A 16526-nucleotide genomic window follows, 5' to 3' on the forward strand; every position below is an offset into this window, starting at 1 on the left:
TACACCTCTATCTAAAAATTTACTCTATGGTTTTAAACTTACACTATGGATTTAATTAAACTGTAGAACATAAGAAAGACCGGCTCAAAATTGCACCTTTTGTTGAGCCGGCCCTATTTGAGAAGTAATGCTTATCGCGAATCTCTTGATTTAGTCTTGAATAAATGAATGTGGTCCAGCGCTTTTCCCGTTCCGATTGCAACACAATCCAGTGGATTCTCAGCGATGATCACCGGCATCTGCGTTTCTTCACTGATGACTTTATCCAAATTGCGCAGCAAAGCACCCCCGCCTGTCAATACAATGCCTCTGTCCATGATGTCAGCGGCTAATTCAGGTGGTGTTTTCTCTAAAGTGTTTTTCACGGAATCCACAATTGCAGAAACTGTGTCGCTTAATGCTTTGGATATTTCTTCAGCTGTGATTTCGATTGTTTTCGGTAATCCAGTCAATAGGTCACGTCCGCGAATTTCCATGTTTTCTACGCCTTCCGTGTCACCGGCAGAACCAATTTCCATCTTGATCGCTTCAGCAGTACGCTCACCGATCATCAAATTGTAGTTCTTACGGATGTAAACGATAATGGCATCATCCATTTCATCACCGGCAATACGGATCGATTGGCTTGTAACGATTCCGCCAAGGGAAATGATTGCCACTTCCGTCGTTCCTCCGCCGATATCAACGACCATGCTTCCTGTAGGCTCCCAAACCGGAAGGTCTGCACCGATCGCTGCTGCAAACGGTTCTTCGATAGGATATGCGTCCCGTGCTCCAGCTTGTCTAGCTGCATCGATGACTGCACGCTGCTCAACTGCCGTAATTCCAGAAGGCACACAAATCATGACATATGGCTTGTTGCCGAATACACCCTTCTTTTGAGCTTCCTTCATATAGTACTTCATCATGGTAGCCGTCGTTTCATAATCAGCAATGACTCCATCCTTCATCGGGCGAAGGGCAACCACGTTACCAGGTGTACGGCCGATCATGTTTTTCGCATCGTTTCCGACTGCAACGATTTGCTTTGTATCTGTTTGCACAGCTACAACCGATGGTTCACGTACCGCGATCCCTTTTCCTTTCACATAAACAAGCGTATTCGCCGTTCCTAAATCAATCCCTATATCTCTAGCGCCAATTCCAAACATTATGGTATCTCCCTTTCGTAAACAAAAATGCCTTTTTATAAGTTCAAATAATAATTTGTCGTTTTTTGACAATAAGACCCTTTGAAAAAGTTTCCTCTTTTAAAAATCATAAACAATATTATATCGTATCGTCAAAAAATTTGATAGTGTCATAAATAACCTTTTTCCTTCAAACTAACATATTTATGTTCCCCGATAATGATGTGGTCCAATACTTCAATCCCGATTATTTTACCACATTCGACTAACCTTTTCGTCACTTCAATATCTTCTCTGCTGGGAGAGGGGTCTCCGGAGGGGTGGTTATGAAGACAGATGATAGAGGCGGCGGACCTTTTGAAAGCCTCTTTAAAGATCTCGCGCGGATGCACGATCGATGCATTGAGGCTGCCGATGAATACCGTAGTTTTTTGAAGCACTTGATTTTTCGTATTTAAATAGAGACAGACGAAATGTTCCTGTGATAAAAACCGCATTTCTTCCATGCAATAGTTGGCTCCATCTTCAGGAGACCGAATCACATACCGGTCTTGATCATTCAAATTGTTAATTCTCCTGCCAAGTTCGACAGAGGCCAGGATTTGAATCGCTTTTGCTTCACCAATCCCTTTGATCACGGTCAGTTCTTCCACTGAGGCTTCTTTTAACAAGCGCAGGCCCTTGAAGGAATTGATGAGCCTGCCGGATAGTTGCAGGACTGATTCCTCCCTTGACCCAGTCCTGAGCAGCAAAGCAAGCAATTCCTGATTGGAGAGACTTTGCGGCCCGTCCTGGAGAAACCTTTCGCGCGGCCGCTCTTCTTTCGGGTAATCCCGTATTAACATTTTTTCGCTCAAAAGATCAACCCTTTCTTAATAAAAGGGAAGATGCCAGACGAAATCAAATTTTCTTATCCTAACTCTTCCTGCATCGCTTTAAGTTCCCGGGCCAGTCTTGAGACCGGAAGCCCGACGACTGAGAAATAGTCTCCTTTGATTTGTTCGACAAGAAGAGATCCGTATCCTTGAATCCCATAGCCGCCAGCTTTGTCAAAGGGTTCCCCGCTATCCAGGTAACGTTCGATTTCAGCGTCTGGCAGCTCCCAAAATGTCACTTCCGTTTTTTCTGCGAATACTCTACGATGCTTGCCGAATAGGATGGCGACACCTGTGTATACTTCATGTGTCCGTCCTGATATCATTTCCAGCATTCTTTTTCCATCCGCCCGGCTTTTCGGCTTACCCAATATCTCACCATCAAGGACAACAACGGTATCCGAGCCGATCACCCAGCTTTCCTGAAACTTTGCTGCGATGGCTTCCGCTTTACGGGATGCCAGTTCTTTCACCGCTGCATCAGGACACATGTTTTCATCAATACTTTCATCGACATTGGAATTCATGCTTTCAAAGGGGATTTGAAGAAATTGTAGAAGTTCTTTACGACGTGGTGATGAAGAAGCTAAAATCAATGGCTGCATAATAAAAAGTCACCTTTCTTTACATAGGGAGATACAATATCTATCCTATCAAATTATGTTGCAATCCACAATTATTGTTTACTAGGAATCGACAAATGCCTGTAAGTATTTCCCGGAAAATAAAAAAGGTGTCACAGATGGTTTCATATTGGGGAGCTTGTCCCATTAGGCAGCCCCCCTTTTTTTCATTCCTTAACTCGATATATTTTGGAAATTCAATAAAAAATCAAGTAGGCTTTCTTGAGCCTGGAATAGCTTTTCTTCATTTTTGGAAGTCCCATATTCGTCAATCGACTTGGCGGCGGCAGTCAGGTCATCGTTCATTTTCGAAAACTCCGGCGATAATTTCACCGCCTTCAGTTCATCCATATTTTTTTTCAGGGTTTCTTCGTTTACCGTCCCTTCCTTTCCACGAAGTTTAGTTGCGGATGTTTCTGCCAATGAAGCATATACTGCCTTCATCTTATCGAGGGTTTTCTCATCTTCCCGGCTTGTCCCTGCCGCTTCTAAATTGATTTCCTTCCAATATACGTCCACATCATAGGACTTTAAGAACAAGGCCAGCTCCTTACTTGCAGCTAGACTCTCTGCCGATCCCAAGAATAGATAATAGCTGTCTTCCAATTTGAAAATTTCAGCAGGAACCTGCTTTTCAATGATTTTCTTTTGTATTTGCCTTGCTGCATCCTCGCTGCTGAATACTCCTCCCTGTACAAGGAATGTCTTCAGCTGGTTTCCTGGTTCAGTCACTGCCGCTTTTTTATCCTCAACGGTGGCTTCCGTTGGAATCGGGGTCTCGACCGAAGATACTTCTGCTTTTTCCTTTGTAATTGTTTTAACGGCGATCAAGCCGAGAATCGACCCAAAAAAAACGGCACAAATGACAGCGATCATGAATGTCTTGATCGGCCTTTTATCCAGGCTTTTCAGCGAACTGGTGCCAAAACCGATGAACTTCGGCATTTTCTTCTTCGGCGGTGAGGGAACCAATACGATTTTGTTTTCGTTTGAATCCTCAGGGAGTATCCATTCGAAACTCTCATCTGTGTGTTCCTGTTCGTGCTCCTTACTCGCCGCCTCTTGACTTTCAATCTTTTTATCTGGAAATACTTTTTCTTCCCCATTTATTTTAATCTTTACACCCTTGCTTTGTTCCGGCTTGCCCAATTTTTTTCCTCCCCTCCAAATCATTTTTTTCATCCTAACATAGAGGTAAAAAAAAATAACAAGACTTTTGTCGTCTTGTCATTAATAGGTTTCGTCAAATTTCCCTATTCATATATGGGTAGCCAAACAAGGTTTCCAAGGTACTGGTACTTCCGGTTCATGAATCATTCAATATCGTCACTCACCAATTACATATATTCCTCTTTCATGTCATCTACACTTGCGGCCATTTAGGGATAGTTCCCTACTTCGCTATTGTTCAGGTGATTTTTGACAAATTCCTCCTGCATTAGGATGGCCCTTTAAGCTCACCTTAAAAAAGTTACATACCAATGTAAAAGGGCATCGCCCCCAAAATAAGCAGTCAATGTCCCAAAAACGATATACGGTCCGAAAGGAATAAGTGTTTTCTTTTTTAGGAATCCGGTCAGCAATCCGATGATGCCAAGGAATGCCCCATAAAAGCACGCCAAAAGAAACGATAATAGCACCATCTTCATTCCCAGTACAAAGCCAATCACTGCAAATAGCTTGATATCACCGCCGCCCATGCCACCCTTGCTCACGACAGCGATCAATAACAGCAAGCTAAAGCCAACCGCTGCCCCGACAATTGAATCCCACCAGGGCGACAGCGGAAAGGGGACTCTTAGAACGATAAAAATCACCGTAAAGAAAAGCAGTATTTTATCAGGAATGAGCATATAGGCGACATCAGTCACGAAGATGATCATAAATAATGAAATCAATGTCCAGCCAATCAAGAGTTCGCTCGACCAGCCAAGGAAGATGGGAGCAGAGGTAAACAAAACACCGGTCAGCATTTCCACTGCCGGATAAAGGGGTGAAATCCTTGTTTTACAGCCACGGCATTTCCCTTCTTGCAACATATAAGAAATAACCGGTATCAACTCGAAGAATGTCAATGTACGCCCGCAAGAAGGGCAGGCGGAGCGACGATTAGCAAATGAATGACCAGCTGGAACACTTAAACCGACAACGTTGAAGAATGAGCCTAAAATTAAGCCCAAAACGAAGAGATAGATATGGATAACCATCATTTATACATAGTGCATGAGGATTCGATTGCCTTTCTGTGAAACCCTGATATAAAAGTCCCTTCCGTTATGTAATAATCACTTCGGTTCTCCATGATTATCATTCCTCCCGTTATTTTATTAAGTAGATCCTACTATTCATCAGTCACATAGAATCAATATATAAACATATTTTAACAAATATACTTGGTGATTTGTTATCAATCATTCTATTAGAGTTTTTTCTTTTCAAGAGACTTGTTAACAAGAGAAAAGGACCTTCGAAAAGATCCTTTTCTCAGACTGTAGACAAACTCGATGAAAATAGAGTTTGTCTACAGTTTTTTTAAGGGTTTGTGCAATTTGAACGTTAATTTCCACTCCAGGCACCCGCTTTCCGCGGGCGGTCCGGGAGCCTCCTCAGCGCCTTTGCGCCTGCGGGGTCTCCCCTGGACTCGCTTTTCTAAGCAGGAGTCTCGAACACCCGCTCCAATCAACTTTGTTTTAACTTATAGATAGAACCCTTTTGCCAGGTGATGAGGATGCTTTCTAAATATGATTCTATTCAGCGTGATCAACTTGAAATGATTACTTTAGATCAACTGGTGCCTGCGAACCATTTGGTTCGTAAAATTGAGGCTGTCATTGACTTCACTTTCATTTATGACTTGGTGAAAGATTTGTATTCAGAGATAGGACGCCCAAGTACTGATCTAGTTATATTAGTCAAGCTGACTTTCATTCAATATAACTTCGGTATTCGTTCAATGCGTATAACAGTTGAAGAAGTTGAAACAAATATGGCTTACCTTCGGTTCCTAGGCTTTGGTTTCCATGATAAAGTGCCTCATTTCTCAACATTCGGGAATGATAATTAGTCAGCCGGTAAAGGTACATCCCTTTAGGCACCTTCTCTGATCAGGAACTCCCTCACAAGTGAAAGGAAATGAAGGGACCCTGTGATGACAAGAATCTCTTTTCCTCCTGTTTTCCTTCTGCCTTCCGTTATTGCCGCCTGCCAATCCCTGTTTATACTTTTATTTGGATGACTGCACTTTTCATAAAGCGTTTTCGCATCCGCCGCCCGTTCATGGTCGAATTCGGTAATGATGATTTCCATCGCTTCCGTTTCCAGTCCATGAAGCATATCGGAATAATTTTTATCTTTAAATGAACTGAATACGAATCGGTACTTATAGTCGGGGTAATGCACTTTTAGCGTTTCCTTCAGTACGTCGATGCCGGCAGGATTATGTGCACCATCAATGATCACCAATGGCTCATCCGATATTTTTTCAAAGCGGCCATTCCATTTCGCTTCCCCTATTCCTTTAAGTATGCTTTTTTCATCGATATTTTCCATTCCTAATGTGACAACAGCAATGGCCAATGCCGCATTCTCCACTTGATGGCGCCCTAACATCCGCATTTCCACATTTTCGATGGACCTGTCTGCAAGCGAAAAAGAGAAACTTTGCCCTCGTTCACTTTGCTTTATTTTGCCTACATGAAAGTCTTTGCCTAATTGGTAATAAGGTACGCCTAATGACGACGCTTTTTCTTCAATTACTTTTGCTGGTTCCCCGGCTGTGACTCCGCTAATGATCGGCGCCCCGCTTTTAATGATGCCCGCCTTCTCAAAAGCAATTTCCCCAAGTGTGTTTCCCAGGATGTTCGTATGTTCCAAAGAAATCGAGGTAATGATCGAAAGAAACGGCTGGATGACATTCGTTGTATCGAGCCTGCCTCCCAAACCGGTTTCCATCAAAACCAAATCCACTTCCTTTTTGCTAAAATAAGAGAATGCCATGGCAGTCAAGATTTCGAACTGAGTGGGACCATTCCCCTTACTGTCCATCCCTTGGATGATCGGCCAAAGCTCCTGGAAGACAGCGATAAAATCCTTATCACTGATTTCATCCTCGTTTATCTTCAGCTGCTCATTCATCCGTATTAAATAAGGCGAAGTGAAGGAAGCGACCCGAATGCCTTGGGCAAGCAGGATTTCTTTAATATATTGCAGTGTTGATCCTTTCCCGTTGGATCCTGCAATGTGAATATACTTTAGCGCCTTGTGCGGGTCACCTAATTCAGTTAACAATGTTTCCATTCGTGATAGGCCAAAATTCATGCCCAATTGAACTTGGCGGCGTTCAAAAAAATGATTGATTTCTTTCATGGTTGTTACCATTATCGTTGAGCCTCCTCTTTCTTTATACCGCTCTTATGCGTTAAGATTATTTTATCAATATATGAACGATTAACCTAGATGAAAGGTAGTGTTTTCCATGAAATCTTCAGATTTCCACTGTTGGATTGTCGTTAACGGCTATTTACAGCATGATAAGTTTTCCAGTTTGGCTTTGTTCATTAAAGAGGCGGCAGAAAGGAAAGATATCATGGCAACCCTTATCCGCAATTCAGATCTCTTTCCCATTATCGAAAAAGGAGTGCCACTGCTTAAAGGTGCCTTTGATAAGCTGCCTGATTTTGTCCTGTTCATGGATAAAGACATTCATTTGGCGCGCCATTTGGAATTGCTCGGCATCCCCGTATATAACAGCAGTACAGCGATCGATATTTGCGACAGCAAAGCAAAAACACATCAAGCATTGACCGGCCATGGCATACCGATGCCGAAAACCATATTCCCCCCTTTTACCTACGAAGGGATAGAAAGGGTCCATATGGATGCTTTCATGCAAATCGGCAATGAACTTGGGTATCCCCTTGTCGTTAAGGAAGCATACGGTTCTTTTGGGGAACAAGTATATTTAATTCCAACAGAGGATGAGTTACTAAAGACGATCCATAATCTTGGCCACAAGCCATTTATACTCCAGGAATTCATCAAGCACAGCAAAGGTCGGGACATTCGTGTGAATGTCGTGGGCAATCAAGTCATAGCAGCGATGCAACGCCATTCCGAGCAAGACTTCCGAGCTAATATGACTGCCGGGGGACAGGCTGCACCTTATATACCCACCAGTGAAGAAGCACAACTTGCCATCCGATGTGCGCAAATTTTGGGTGCCGACTTCGCTGGCGTCGATTTGTTGTTCGGTGAAGAAGGTCCGCTTTTGTGCGAAGTGAATTCGAATTCGCATTTACTGAATATTTATGAATGTACAGGCATCAACATCGCTGATAGCATGTTCGATTATATCTTGAAAGAATTAGGAAAAGGAAGTGCATCTGATGAAAAAACAAGCAGGCTGGTTGATTTATAACCGTAAAGATGCCTTGAAGAATAAGGGATACATAGATTGGATGCTTGAAGAAGCAAGTAAGCTTGATCTTGATTTGCACTTTCACTTTCGGGAAGACCTTAGGATCGGTCATCGTTTCAACAAGTTGTACGTGGAACATGGGACACAGCCCATTTCATTGCCGGACTTTGCTATCGTCCGGGCCATCGACCCTTTTTTTACAAAGCAACTTGAGCAACTGGGGATTGCTTGCTTTAACTCCTCCTTCGTATCGGAAATCGCGAACGACAAAGCAAAGACACATCAATATTTGTCCTCGCTCGGGATTCCAATGGCCGATACCGTATATTGTAACGGGAGGCCGAGTGCAGATGACATGGAGTTCCCTTTCATTGCTAAGGAAACACGAGGTCGCGGCGGGAAACAAGTATATCTAATCGAGCATGCCGATGATCTTGCCGAACTGAATGATGGAAATTGGATAGTCCAAAAACCTGGCTTATTCGGCAGGGATATCCGCGTCTTTGTGGTTGGGAAAAAAGTGAAGGCTGCTGTACTTAGGGAATCCGATTCCAGTTTCAAGGCAAATTATACGCTGGGCGGATCGGCTTCTCTATATGAGCTGACTGCTTCTGAATTAACCCTTGTTGAAAGAGTAATAAGTTCGTTTGATTTTGGCCTGGTCGGTATCGATTTCATATTGGCGGAAGATGGCAGCCTCATGCTCAACGAAATCGAGGATGTCGTCGGCAGCCGGACATTAAGTGCACTAAGTGATATGAATATCGTACGGGAGTACCTTTCATTCATAAAAGAAAGAATATCATCCTAATGGAATATTTTTCTTGAATAGCATTTAAACACAAAAAGGATGAACCGGCTTCAAGCTGGTTCATCCTTTTGTTTTACAATTGTTTCAGTTCGCTGATCCTGTGGATTACAGAATCGCGTTTTTCGCTATAGTCTTTTTCCTTGGCACGTTCTTCTTCGATGACGCTTACCGGCGCCTTTTTAACGAAGCCCTCATTGCCCAATTTTTTCTGTACGCGCTCAACTTCTTTATTAAGTTTGTCGAGTTCTTTTTCAAGACGTTTCACTTCTTCGTCAATGTTGATCAGTCCTGTAAGCGGAAGGATTAGCTCTACGCCAGTTACGACAGCTGTCATGGCTTGAGCAGGTTCTTCGACTTCGATTCCGATCGTCAATTGTTCAGGATTACAGAAACGCTCGATATAGCTGCTGTTTTTCTGTAAAGTCCCTAAGATGGATTCATCCTTCGCTTTTAAGATTAAATTGATTTTTTTGCTTAGCGGTGTGTTCACCTCAGCACGGATATTACGGACGGAGCGGATGATTTCAACCAGCAGCTTCATTTCCTCGGCTGCAGCTGTATCCGTCAACCCTTCATTCACTTCCGGCCAAGCGGCAACAGTGATGGACTCACCTTGATGCGGTAGGTTCTGCCAGATTTCTTCGGTAATGAATGGCATGAACGGGTGTAACAATCTCATCGTGTTATCCAGTACATAAGCCAAGATCGAGCGCGTCGTCTTCTTAGCTGCTTCGTCTTCGCCATATAGCGGAAGCTTCGCCATTTCAATATACCAGTCACAGAAATCATCCCAAATGAAGTTGTAAAGCACACGGCCCACTTCACCAAACTCATAACGGTCCGCAAGTCTGGTTACGTTTGAAATCGTTTCATTCAAACGCGTCAAGATCCATTTATCAGCTACAGACTTCTCACCGCTTAAATCAATTTCGTCATAAGTCATGCCGTTCATGTTCATCAAAGCAAAACGGGATGCGTTCCAAATCTTATTGGAGAAGTTCCAAACCGCTTCCACTTTTTCCGTGCTATAACGAAGGTCCTGTCCTGGCGAGCTGCCCGTGGATAAGAAGTAACGCAGCGAATCGGCACCGTATTGATCGATTACATCCATCGGATCGACACCATTGCCAAGCGATTTACTCATCTTGCGCCCCTGTTCGTCACGAACCAGACCGTGGATCAGCACATCTTCAAATGGACGTTCACCTGTGAACTCAAGAGCTTGGAAAATCATCCGTGATACCCAAAAGAAAATGATATCATAGCCTGTCACAAGTGCCCCGGTTGGATAGTAGCGTTGGAAATCGACATTGTCCTTGTCAGGCCAGCCCATAGTCGAGAACGGCCATAATGCCGAGCTGAACCATGTATCAAGAACATCTGTATCTTGTTCCCAGTTTTCAGCGTCCGCAGGTTCTTCGTGACCTACATACACTTCACCTGTTTCTTTATGGTACCAGGCTGGAATGCGGTGACCCCACCAAAGCTGACGGGAAATGCACCAGTCGCGGATATTTTCCATCCAATGCAGGTACGTTTTTTCGAAACGGTCCGGTACGAAATGAACTTTTTCCTCATCGGTTCCTTTTTGAAGCTCAACGGATGCATCAGCCAACGGCTGCATTTTAACGAACCATTGAGTCGAAAGATATGGTTCAACAACAGCACCGCTTCTCTCTGAATGGCCGACTGAGTGAAGGTGATCTTCGATTTTGAAAAGTACTCCTTCTTCCTGAAGGTCCTTGACGATTTGTTTCCGGCATTCAAAACGGTCCATGCCTTCATATTTACCAGCCTTTTCATTCATCGAGCCATCTTCATGCATGACAAGGATGCGTTCCAAATCGTGACGGTTCCCGATTTCGAAGTCATTCGGATCATGAGCCGGAGTAATTTTGACCGCGCCTGAACCGAATTCCATATCGACATAATCATCACCGACAATCGGGATTTCCCGGCCTGTAATTGGCAAGCGGACCATTTTGCCGATCAAGTGTTTATAACGGTCATCTTCAGGGTGTACAGCCACAGCAGTATCGCCAAGCATCGTTTCTGGACGGGTGGTGGCAATTTCAATTTCTCCTGATCCGTCAACCAAAGGATATTTCATATGGTAAAATGCGCCCTGCACATCCTTGTAAATAACCTCGATATCGGATAACGCCGTTTTCGTTGATGGATCCCAGTTGATGATGTATTCGCCGCGATAAATCAAGCCCTTGTTATAAAGCGAAACGAACACTTCGCGCACAGCTTTTGAAAGCCCTTCATCAAGAGTGAAGCGTTCACGTGTATAATCAAGTCCAAGACCGAGCTTTGACCATTGTTCACGGATATGGCTCGCATATTCCTCTTTCCATTTCCAAGTCTCTTCTACGAATTTTTCTCGTCCAAGGTCATAACGGCTCACGCCTTCAGCACGAAGTTTCTGTTCCACTTTCGCTTGAGTGGCGATACCGGCATGGTCCATGCCCGGTAACCATAAAACGTCATAGCCTTGCATCCTCTTCATGCGTGTCAATATATCTTGAAGCGTCGTATCCCAAGCGTGGCCAAGATGAAGCTTACCTGTCACGTTAGGCGGCGGGATGACAATCGTATATGGTTCTTTTTTATCGTCACCCGTCGTTTCGAAAAATTTTCCATCAAGCCACCATTTGTAGCGGCCTTTCTCTATCGTTTGCGGATCATATTTAGTCGGCATAGAAATTTGGTTCTCTTCCATAACATTTCCTCCTTTTGGGCATAAAAAAAACTTCCATCATCACAAAAGGACGAAGGAAGTTGTTCGCGGTGCCACCTTTTTTCCGAAAAAGAAAAAAATCTCTTTCGGCTCTCAAATGGGATAACGGCTCTTCACCGGCCTTCGCTACTAAGGGGTTCACGAAGACTGCTCGCGGACGACTTCGGATGCTGCTGCCTGGAAACCTCGCACCAATTTGGTTTCCTCTCTGAAAAGTGCATTTCATCTTACTATTTCCGGTCTTTGCATTGATTTATATTCATAAGTAAAATCATTGAATGCATATAGTATATAGTACAAAAAACATGGGGCTCGAGTCAATCATCTTTTCGCTTACTTTCTCAGGAATCATCCCTTTTGATACAATTCAAGTTCATTTTCTTTATTTTATCCGCCAGAAACAGTGAATGTGACGGCTGTTTCACCTTTTCCACTGCCCACCCATAGAATATAAGAAGTCCTAAAAAGGAAGGTAATATTATGAAGCGAAGATATACTCCCTATACTTTACCGCCTTGGGTGAAGAAATTCCGCGGTGTCTGCCAGCAGTTCATCTTCCCCTTTATTGTGTTCCAAGGATTACGTACGCTGATTTTCCCGACTTTCTTCGATATGCTCCTGCTAATCGCCTTTATTTTCCTGGCCATGTCTTTGTATTTCGAATGGATTTAAGTATTCCCTTACAGCAAAAAAATATACATGACTGGAGATGATCCAATCATGTATATTTAGCTTGGGGGTGATTGTTCTTCTTCTTTGGTAGCCTCGGCGGCAGCCTTTTTCTGCTGTTCGATTTCTTCAATTTTCATCACCATATATTCAATATTTTTCAAAAGCCAAAATTGCCGCTGCAGTTGTGTAACATTATCAAGCTCTGAACGATGGCCCGTGCCATCGGAATAACCCTTCACTAATTCCAAAGCTGACCCAGGGAATGCCAGATAGCTTTGCATGAGCAGCAATTCTTCTTCTTTCAACGGAAAATAACGAAAATAGTTATATAGCCAGTCAACGCAGTCATCGCATTGGACAGGATAGGTCCTGGCCGATTTAACGAGAAATGGCAGTAAATCGAAATGCGGCGGAGCTGTATTCGAATTCTCAAAATTGATGAAGTAGCCATAACCCCGCTCATCATAAACGAAATGCTTCATGGAAACCTTTCCGTGCGTGACCACGGTTCGAACCTTTTCACTATCCTTCGTTTTTTCATACCAGGTTTCAAATTTCTTGATCGAGTACTTCAGCGCCTGTGAAATATCAGTGTAGAAAGAACAAACCGTCAGTTCGAATGGAGACATATACCACTTCTTTTCACAGCTGACAATATACTCATCGATGAATTCCTTCTCGTTATTCCAGGCATCAATCGTCCGCTCAAAATGGGCTTCCCGTTCCTCGATATCCACTTGTATTTCCTTAACGGAAAGTGTATGCATCCGAGCGAGCTCCCTGAACATTTGCTTATGATTTTCATCGCGCTCCCCGTCCCTTTCATTATTGAGCCAGGGCATCAGGTAATACAAACGTCCATTATGAAGAACGGCGTAACGCTGATCCATCGTTTGATAAATGGGAACGATCCGGTTATAGCCGCGATGGTACAATTTTTGAACATTTTTCATAAAATCAATGCCGTTCTGCGGTACCATGGATTTCAAGGCAAATGTACCGCGATCACTGTATACTTTTTTTACACGTCCGAAGTCCTCAATATATTGTACATACATGGCATATTCCTTCAATACGGTCTCCGCGTCCCAATCCCGATTGGCAGGCTGCTGATTCTCGTTTTCCCTCACGAGACTCACTCACTTTCTCTAAAAAACTAATGATCCGATTCCTCTAGCACCTAAAAAACAGGAGCAGACCATATGCTCTGCTCTCTGTCCTGGTCAATTCTTATATACAACCGCCTTCGGTATATAGATGACTTGCCCTTCATGGACGTTCTGATTCGACTCCAATTCATTGCTGAAAAGTATCGATTGAACCGTAACATCATATCGTTGAGCCAAGTCTTCAAGCGTTTCCCCTTGCTGAACAATGCAAACCTTCATCCTTACTAGTTCTTCTTCTTGTTTCCGTCCGAATAAATCCATGATGGATAGCTGCTTTTCATCATGATTGGCCGTTTCTTTATCATCACGTTCCGCGGCTTGTTTCCTGCCTTTGAAATTCTTACCCTCCTTAGCCGGAGGCGCTGGTCTTTCCCTCTTTTTGAATAGATCGCTTATGGACGAATTGGATTCCTCTTCCTGTTCCGCCTTCACATTCTCATTAAGGATAGGGCCCGCTGCAACGTCATCTTCTCCCTGCCAGATAACATCCTCGGATTCTAAATTTGAAACAGAGCTATTTTGATGCTTGGTTGCACGACTTGGCTCTTCCACTACATCTTCTCTCAATGTCACCACAGGAATCTCCATCTTCTCCATGGAATCCTGACTGCTTGGTACTTCCTCCAGTTTCGCCTCTCCCATTGAAGGTACCTTTTCATCGGAGTCAGGCGGATCGCCAATTACTGCTTCTTCTACAGCTTCTTCCTCTCTATGCACTTCCGCTTCCCATTCATCCTCTTCCGGATATGGTGAAACGGGCATTTCAAAAACTGGGGCATTATGCTGATCGCTTAAAAAAATCGGTTCCTCTTCTTCTTCTTCGTTTGCTTCGGAAACTCGTTTTGATTCTGCAGAAAAAGGTGCGTATAACTCTTCTTCCTCCTCATCACGGAAAACAGGCTGAAAATCCGGGATTGGCGGCACTGCAGCTGCATAAGGAATATATGACTCATTTTCCCCATCCGTTTCTTCCTGTTCCTCTGTTTCCCCAACTTCCTGCTCAGTATCGAAACGTTCTTCCACATATGAATCATTATAGATTCCGGTTATCAAAAGGTCCGCCTGCAATTTCAAACAATTATGCTCTGGCATCGCATAATCAAAGCTTTGAATCGAGACATCGACCTCATCCAATGAGGCAATCCGATTATTCGGAATCGTTATATCAACCGGAAAACGGTGTGTGAACTCATTAAGTCCATCAAGATGCCTCTCGACCTTTTGAACCGCTTTTGGCAAAAAGGTCTGCGAAAACTCCTCTTCTTCACCATTTTGCGAGCCTTTGTATTCACCGCTTAAATCTAACGAGCCTCGTATATAAACATATTGATCACTTTCTTGAATCGCCACATTCGGATCAAGGGAAATGGAATATAGCTCAGCCACTTCCTGTCCCTTCTGGAACCAAACGGATTCCTCTAAAGAAAATCGTAAATACGATTCATTTTCTTGCGACAAGACAACTCCTCCTTTCAGCTTCAGGAAACGGTACCTATACCAATATCAATCTATGAAAGAAGGAAGCTGATTATTCCTTCATTTCATTTGCAATACTCCTTATCTTTCCTAAGCCTATTAAAAAGAAGGAGATCCAATTATGTATCAACCGGGCTGAAAAATCCGGCATGATCCGGGCTACTTTCTTATTAATTCGGCCTCCTACTTTTGACTCGTTTCTTCCATTAACTGATTGTATGCAAAAAAAACTGGCTGCCTTTCTCCAAAAGCCTTTGGAGAAAGGGTAGCCAGTTCAAATTAGTATCTAAATATAGCGGTAGTTCATGATGCCTTGCATCATTTTTTTAATTTTGCAAAAGCCTGTTCTGCCGCTGCAATGGTCTTTTCAATATCTTCATCACTATGCGCAGTGGAAAGGAATAAACCTTCAAACTGTGACGGCGGCAAGTAGATGCCTTGATTCGCCATTTCCCTATAGTAAGAAGCAAAGAACTCTAAGTCGGATGTTTTAGCTGTATCATAGTTTATGACTTCTTCATTAGTAAAGAAAAGTCCAATCATGGAACCGGCACGGTTGAATGTATGGGGAACTCCGTACTTTTCCGCTGCTTCTCCAATTCCTTTTTCGAGCATATCCCCTTTTCGGGTGAACTCATCATAGGATTCTGGAGTCAATTGGCTCAGCGTTTCAAGGCCAGCCGTCATCGCAAGAGGGTTACCAGATAATGTCCCTGCTTGATAGATTGTCCCACTCGGGGCAATCTGTTCCATGAATTCGCGCTTGCCTCCGAATGCTCCGACAGGCAAGCCGCCGCCAATTACTTTCCCAAGGCAAGTCAGGTCAGGTATGATGCCAAAATAGCCTTGTGCACAATTATAGCCGACACGGAACCCTGTCATAACTTCGTCAAAGATCAATAAAGCCCCGTATTGGGTCGTCACTTCACGTAAACCTTCGAGGAAACCAGGTTGTGGCGGAACCACGCCCATGTTCCCTGCAACAGGTTCCACGATGATGCAAGCGATGTCTTCGCCAAATTGTTCAAACGCATATTTGGTTGCAGCAAGATCATTATATGCTACGGTAATCGTATTTTTAGCAATGCCTTCCGGTACTCCAGGGCTATCCGGTAAACCTAACGTTGCAACGCCGGAACCCGCTTTGATTAGCAATGAATCGCCATGGCCATGATAGGAACCCTCGAATTTCAGGATTTTATCACGGCCTGTAATGCCTCGTGCCAGCCTTAGTGCACTCATCGTCGCTTCGGTTCCTGAAGATACCATCCGGATCATTTCAATCGATGGCACCCGTTCAATGACCAACTTGGCCAGTTCATTCTCGATCAGCGTAGAAGTTCCAAAGCTTGTACCTGATTCCGCTACCTTTTTCAATGATTCCACGACATGGTCATTCGTGTGTCCAAGGATAAGCGGTCCCCATGATAGAACATAGTCGATATATTCATTTCCATCGATATCATACATTTTTGAGCCTTTTCCACGCTCCATGAAAATGGGATCCATGTCCACAGATTTAAAGGCACGTACCGGGCTGTTCACGCCGCCTGGCATCAAATTTTTTGCTTCGGCAAACGCTTTTTTCGATTTTTCATATGACCGCATGAT

13 protein-coding genes, 1 pseudogene and 1 other annotated feature are annotated in these 16526 nt (G+C 43.7%); of the genes and pseudogenes, 4 read left to right on the forward strand and 10 right to left on the reverse strand.

Translation table 11 applies throughout. The features are described from left to right. Positions 1-131: 131 nt before the first annotated feature. From N0M92_RS08450 to N0M92_RS08470, 5 genes are all read right to left on the reverse strand, one after another. Positions 132-1151: a rod shape-determining protein gene (locus N0M92_RS08450; protein ID WP_034308871.1), complete on the reverse strand. Its 1020-nt coding sequence runs from the start codon at positions 1149-1151 to the stop codon at positions 132-134. Positions 1152-1300: 149 nt separating this feature from the next. Continuing rightward, positions 1301-1975, reverse strand: coding sequence for a RadC family protein (gene radC / locus N0M92_RS08455; protein ID WP_192207990.1), 675 nt, complete (start codon positions 1973-1975; stop codon positions 1301-1303). A gap of 65 nt (positions 1976-2040) precedes the next feature. After that, on the reverse strand, positions 2041-2610 hold the full coding sequence (locus N0M92_RS08460; protein ID WP_260285317.1) for a Maf family protein: 570 nt from the start codon (positions 2608-2610) through the stop codon (positions 2041-2043). Positions 2611-2802: 192 nt separating this feature from the next. Further along, positions 2803-3777, reverse strand: a complete 975-nt coding sequence (locus N0M92_RS08465; protein ID WP_260285318.1) for a hypothetical protein — start codon at positions 3775-3777, stop codon at positions 2803-2805. Between the two features lie 308 nt (positions 3778-4085). Next, positions 4086-4838 carry a prepilin peptidase gene (locus N0M92_RS08470; RefSeq protein ID WP_260285319.1) on the reverse strand — a complete coding sequence of 251 codons (753 nt, stop codon included), beginning with the start codon at positions 4836-4838 and terminating at the stop codon, positions 4086-4088. Between the two features lie 518 nt (positions 4839-5356). On the opposite strand from N0M92_RS08470, the pseudogene N0M92_RS08475 reads away from it, so the two are divergent. Further along, a pseudogene (locus tag N0M92_RS08475) lies at positions 5357-5686 on the forward strand (transposase); the annotation flags it as partial. A gap of 29 nt (positions 5687-5715) precedes the next feature. On the opposite strand, the gene N0M92_RS08480 reads toward N0M92_RS08475, so the two are convergent. After that, positions 5716-7005, reverse strand: coding sequence for a bifunctional folylpolyglutamate synthase/dihydrofolate synthase (locus tag N0M92_RS08480; protein ID WP_260285320.1), 1290 nt, complete (start codon positions 7003-7005; stop codon positions 5716-5718). 97 nt (positions 7006-7102) lie between these two features. Between N0M92_RS08480 and N0M92_RS08485 the strand changes: the two genes are divergently transcribed. Both N0M92_RS08485 and N0M92_RS08490 read left to right on the forward strand, forming a co-directional pair. Further along, on the forward strand, positions 7103-8044 hold the full coding sequence (locus N0M92_RS08485; RefSeq protein WP_260285321.1) for an ATP-grasp domain-containing protein: 942 nt from the start codon (positions 7103-7105) through the stop codon (positions 8042-8044). Then, positions 8013-8855 (forward strand): ATP-grasp domain-containing protein, encoded by an 843-nt coding sequence (locus tag N0M92_RS08490; protein ID WP_260285322.1) that lies wholly within the window; start codon positions 8013-8015, stop codon positions 8853-8855. The genes N0M92_RS08485 and N0M92_RS08490 overlap by 32 nt, the downstream gene beginning before the upstream one ends. 73 nt (positions 8856-8928) lie before the next feature. Here the strand turns inward: N0M92_RS08490 and N0M92_RS08495 are convergent, their stop codons facing one another. Then, positions 8929-11580: a valine--tRNA ligase gene (locus tag N0M92_RS08495; RefSeq protein ID WP_260285323.1), complete on the reverse strand. Its 2652-nt coding sequence runs from the start codon at positions 11578-11580 to the stop codon at positions 8929-8931. Between the two features lie 42 nt (positions 11581-11622). Further along, positions 11623-11851: a binding site (T-box leader), on the reverse strand. Positions 11852-12078: 227 nt separating this feature from the next. On the opposite strand from N0M92_RS08495, the gene N0M92_RS08500 reads away from it, so the two are divergent. Then, complete coding sequence (locus N0M92_RS08500) at positions 12079-12270, forward strand: hypothetical protein (RefSeq protein ID WP_192205965.1); 192 nt, start codon at positions 12079-12081, stop codon at positions 12268-12270. Positions 12271-12326: 56 nt separating this feature from the next. On the opposite strand, the gene ysxE is transcribed toward N0M92_RS08500, so the two are convergent. The 3 genes from ysxE to hemL all read right to left on the reverse strand — a co-directional run bounded on the left by ysxE (position 12327) and on the right by hemL (position 16523). Further along, positions 12327-13400, reverse strand: a complete 1074-nt coding sequence (gene ysxE, locus N0M92_RS08505) for a spore coat protein YsxE (RefSeq protein ID WP_260285324.1) — start codon at positions 13398-13400, stop codon at positions 12327-12329. Positions 13401-13493: 93 nt separating this feature from the next. Beyond that, positions 13494-14897 (reverse strand): stage VI sporulation protein D, encoded by a 1404-nt coding sequence (spoVID, locus tag N0M92_RS08510; RefSeq protein WP_260285325.1) that lies wholly within the window; start codon positions 14895-14897, stop codon positions 13494-13496. A gap of 336 nt (positions 14898-15233) precedes the next feature. Next, the gene (hemL, locus tag N0M92_RS08515) at positions 15234-16523 is read right to left on the reverse strand and encodes a glutamate-1-semialdehyde 2,1-aminomutase (RefSeq protein WP_260285326.1); all 1290 of its coding nucleotides are present in this window, start codon (positions 16521-16523) and stop codon (positions 15234-15236) included. Between the last annotated feature and the right edge of the window lie 3 nt (positions 16524-16526).

It is taken from the genome of Peribacillus aracenensis (genome assembly GCF_025175645.1).
GTDB classification, from domain to species: domain Bacteria; phylum Bacillota; class Bacilli; order Bacillales; family DSM-1321; genus Peribacillus; species Peribacillus aracenensis.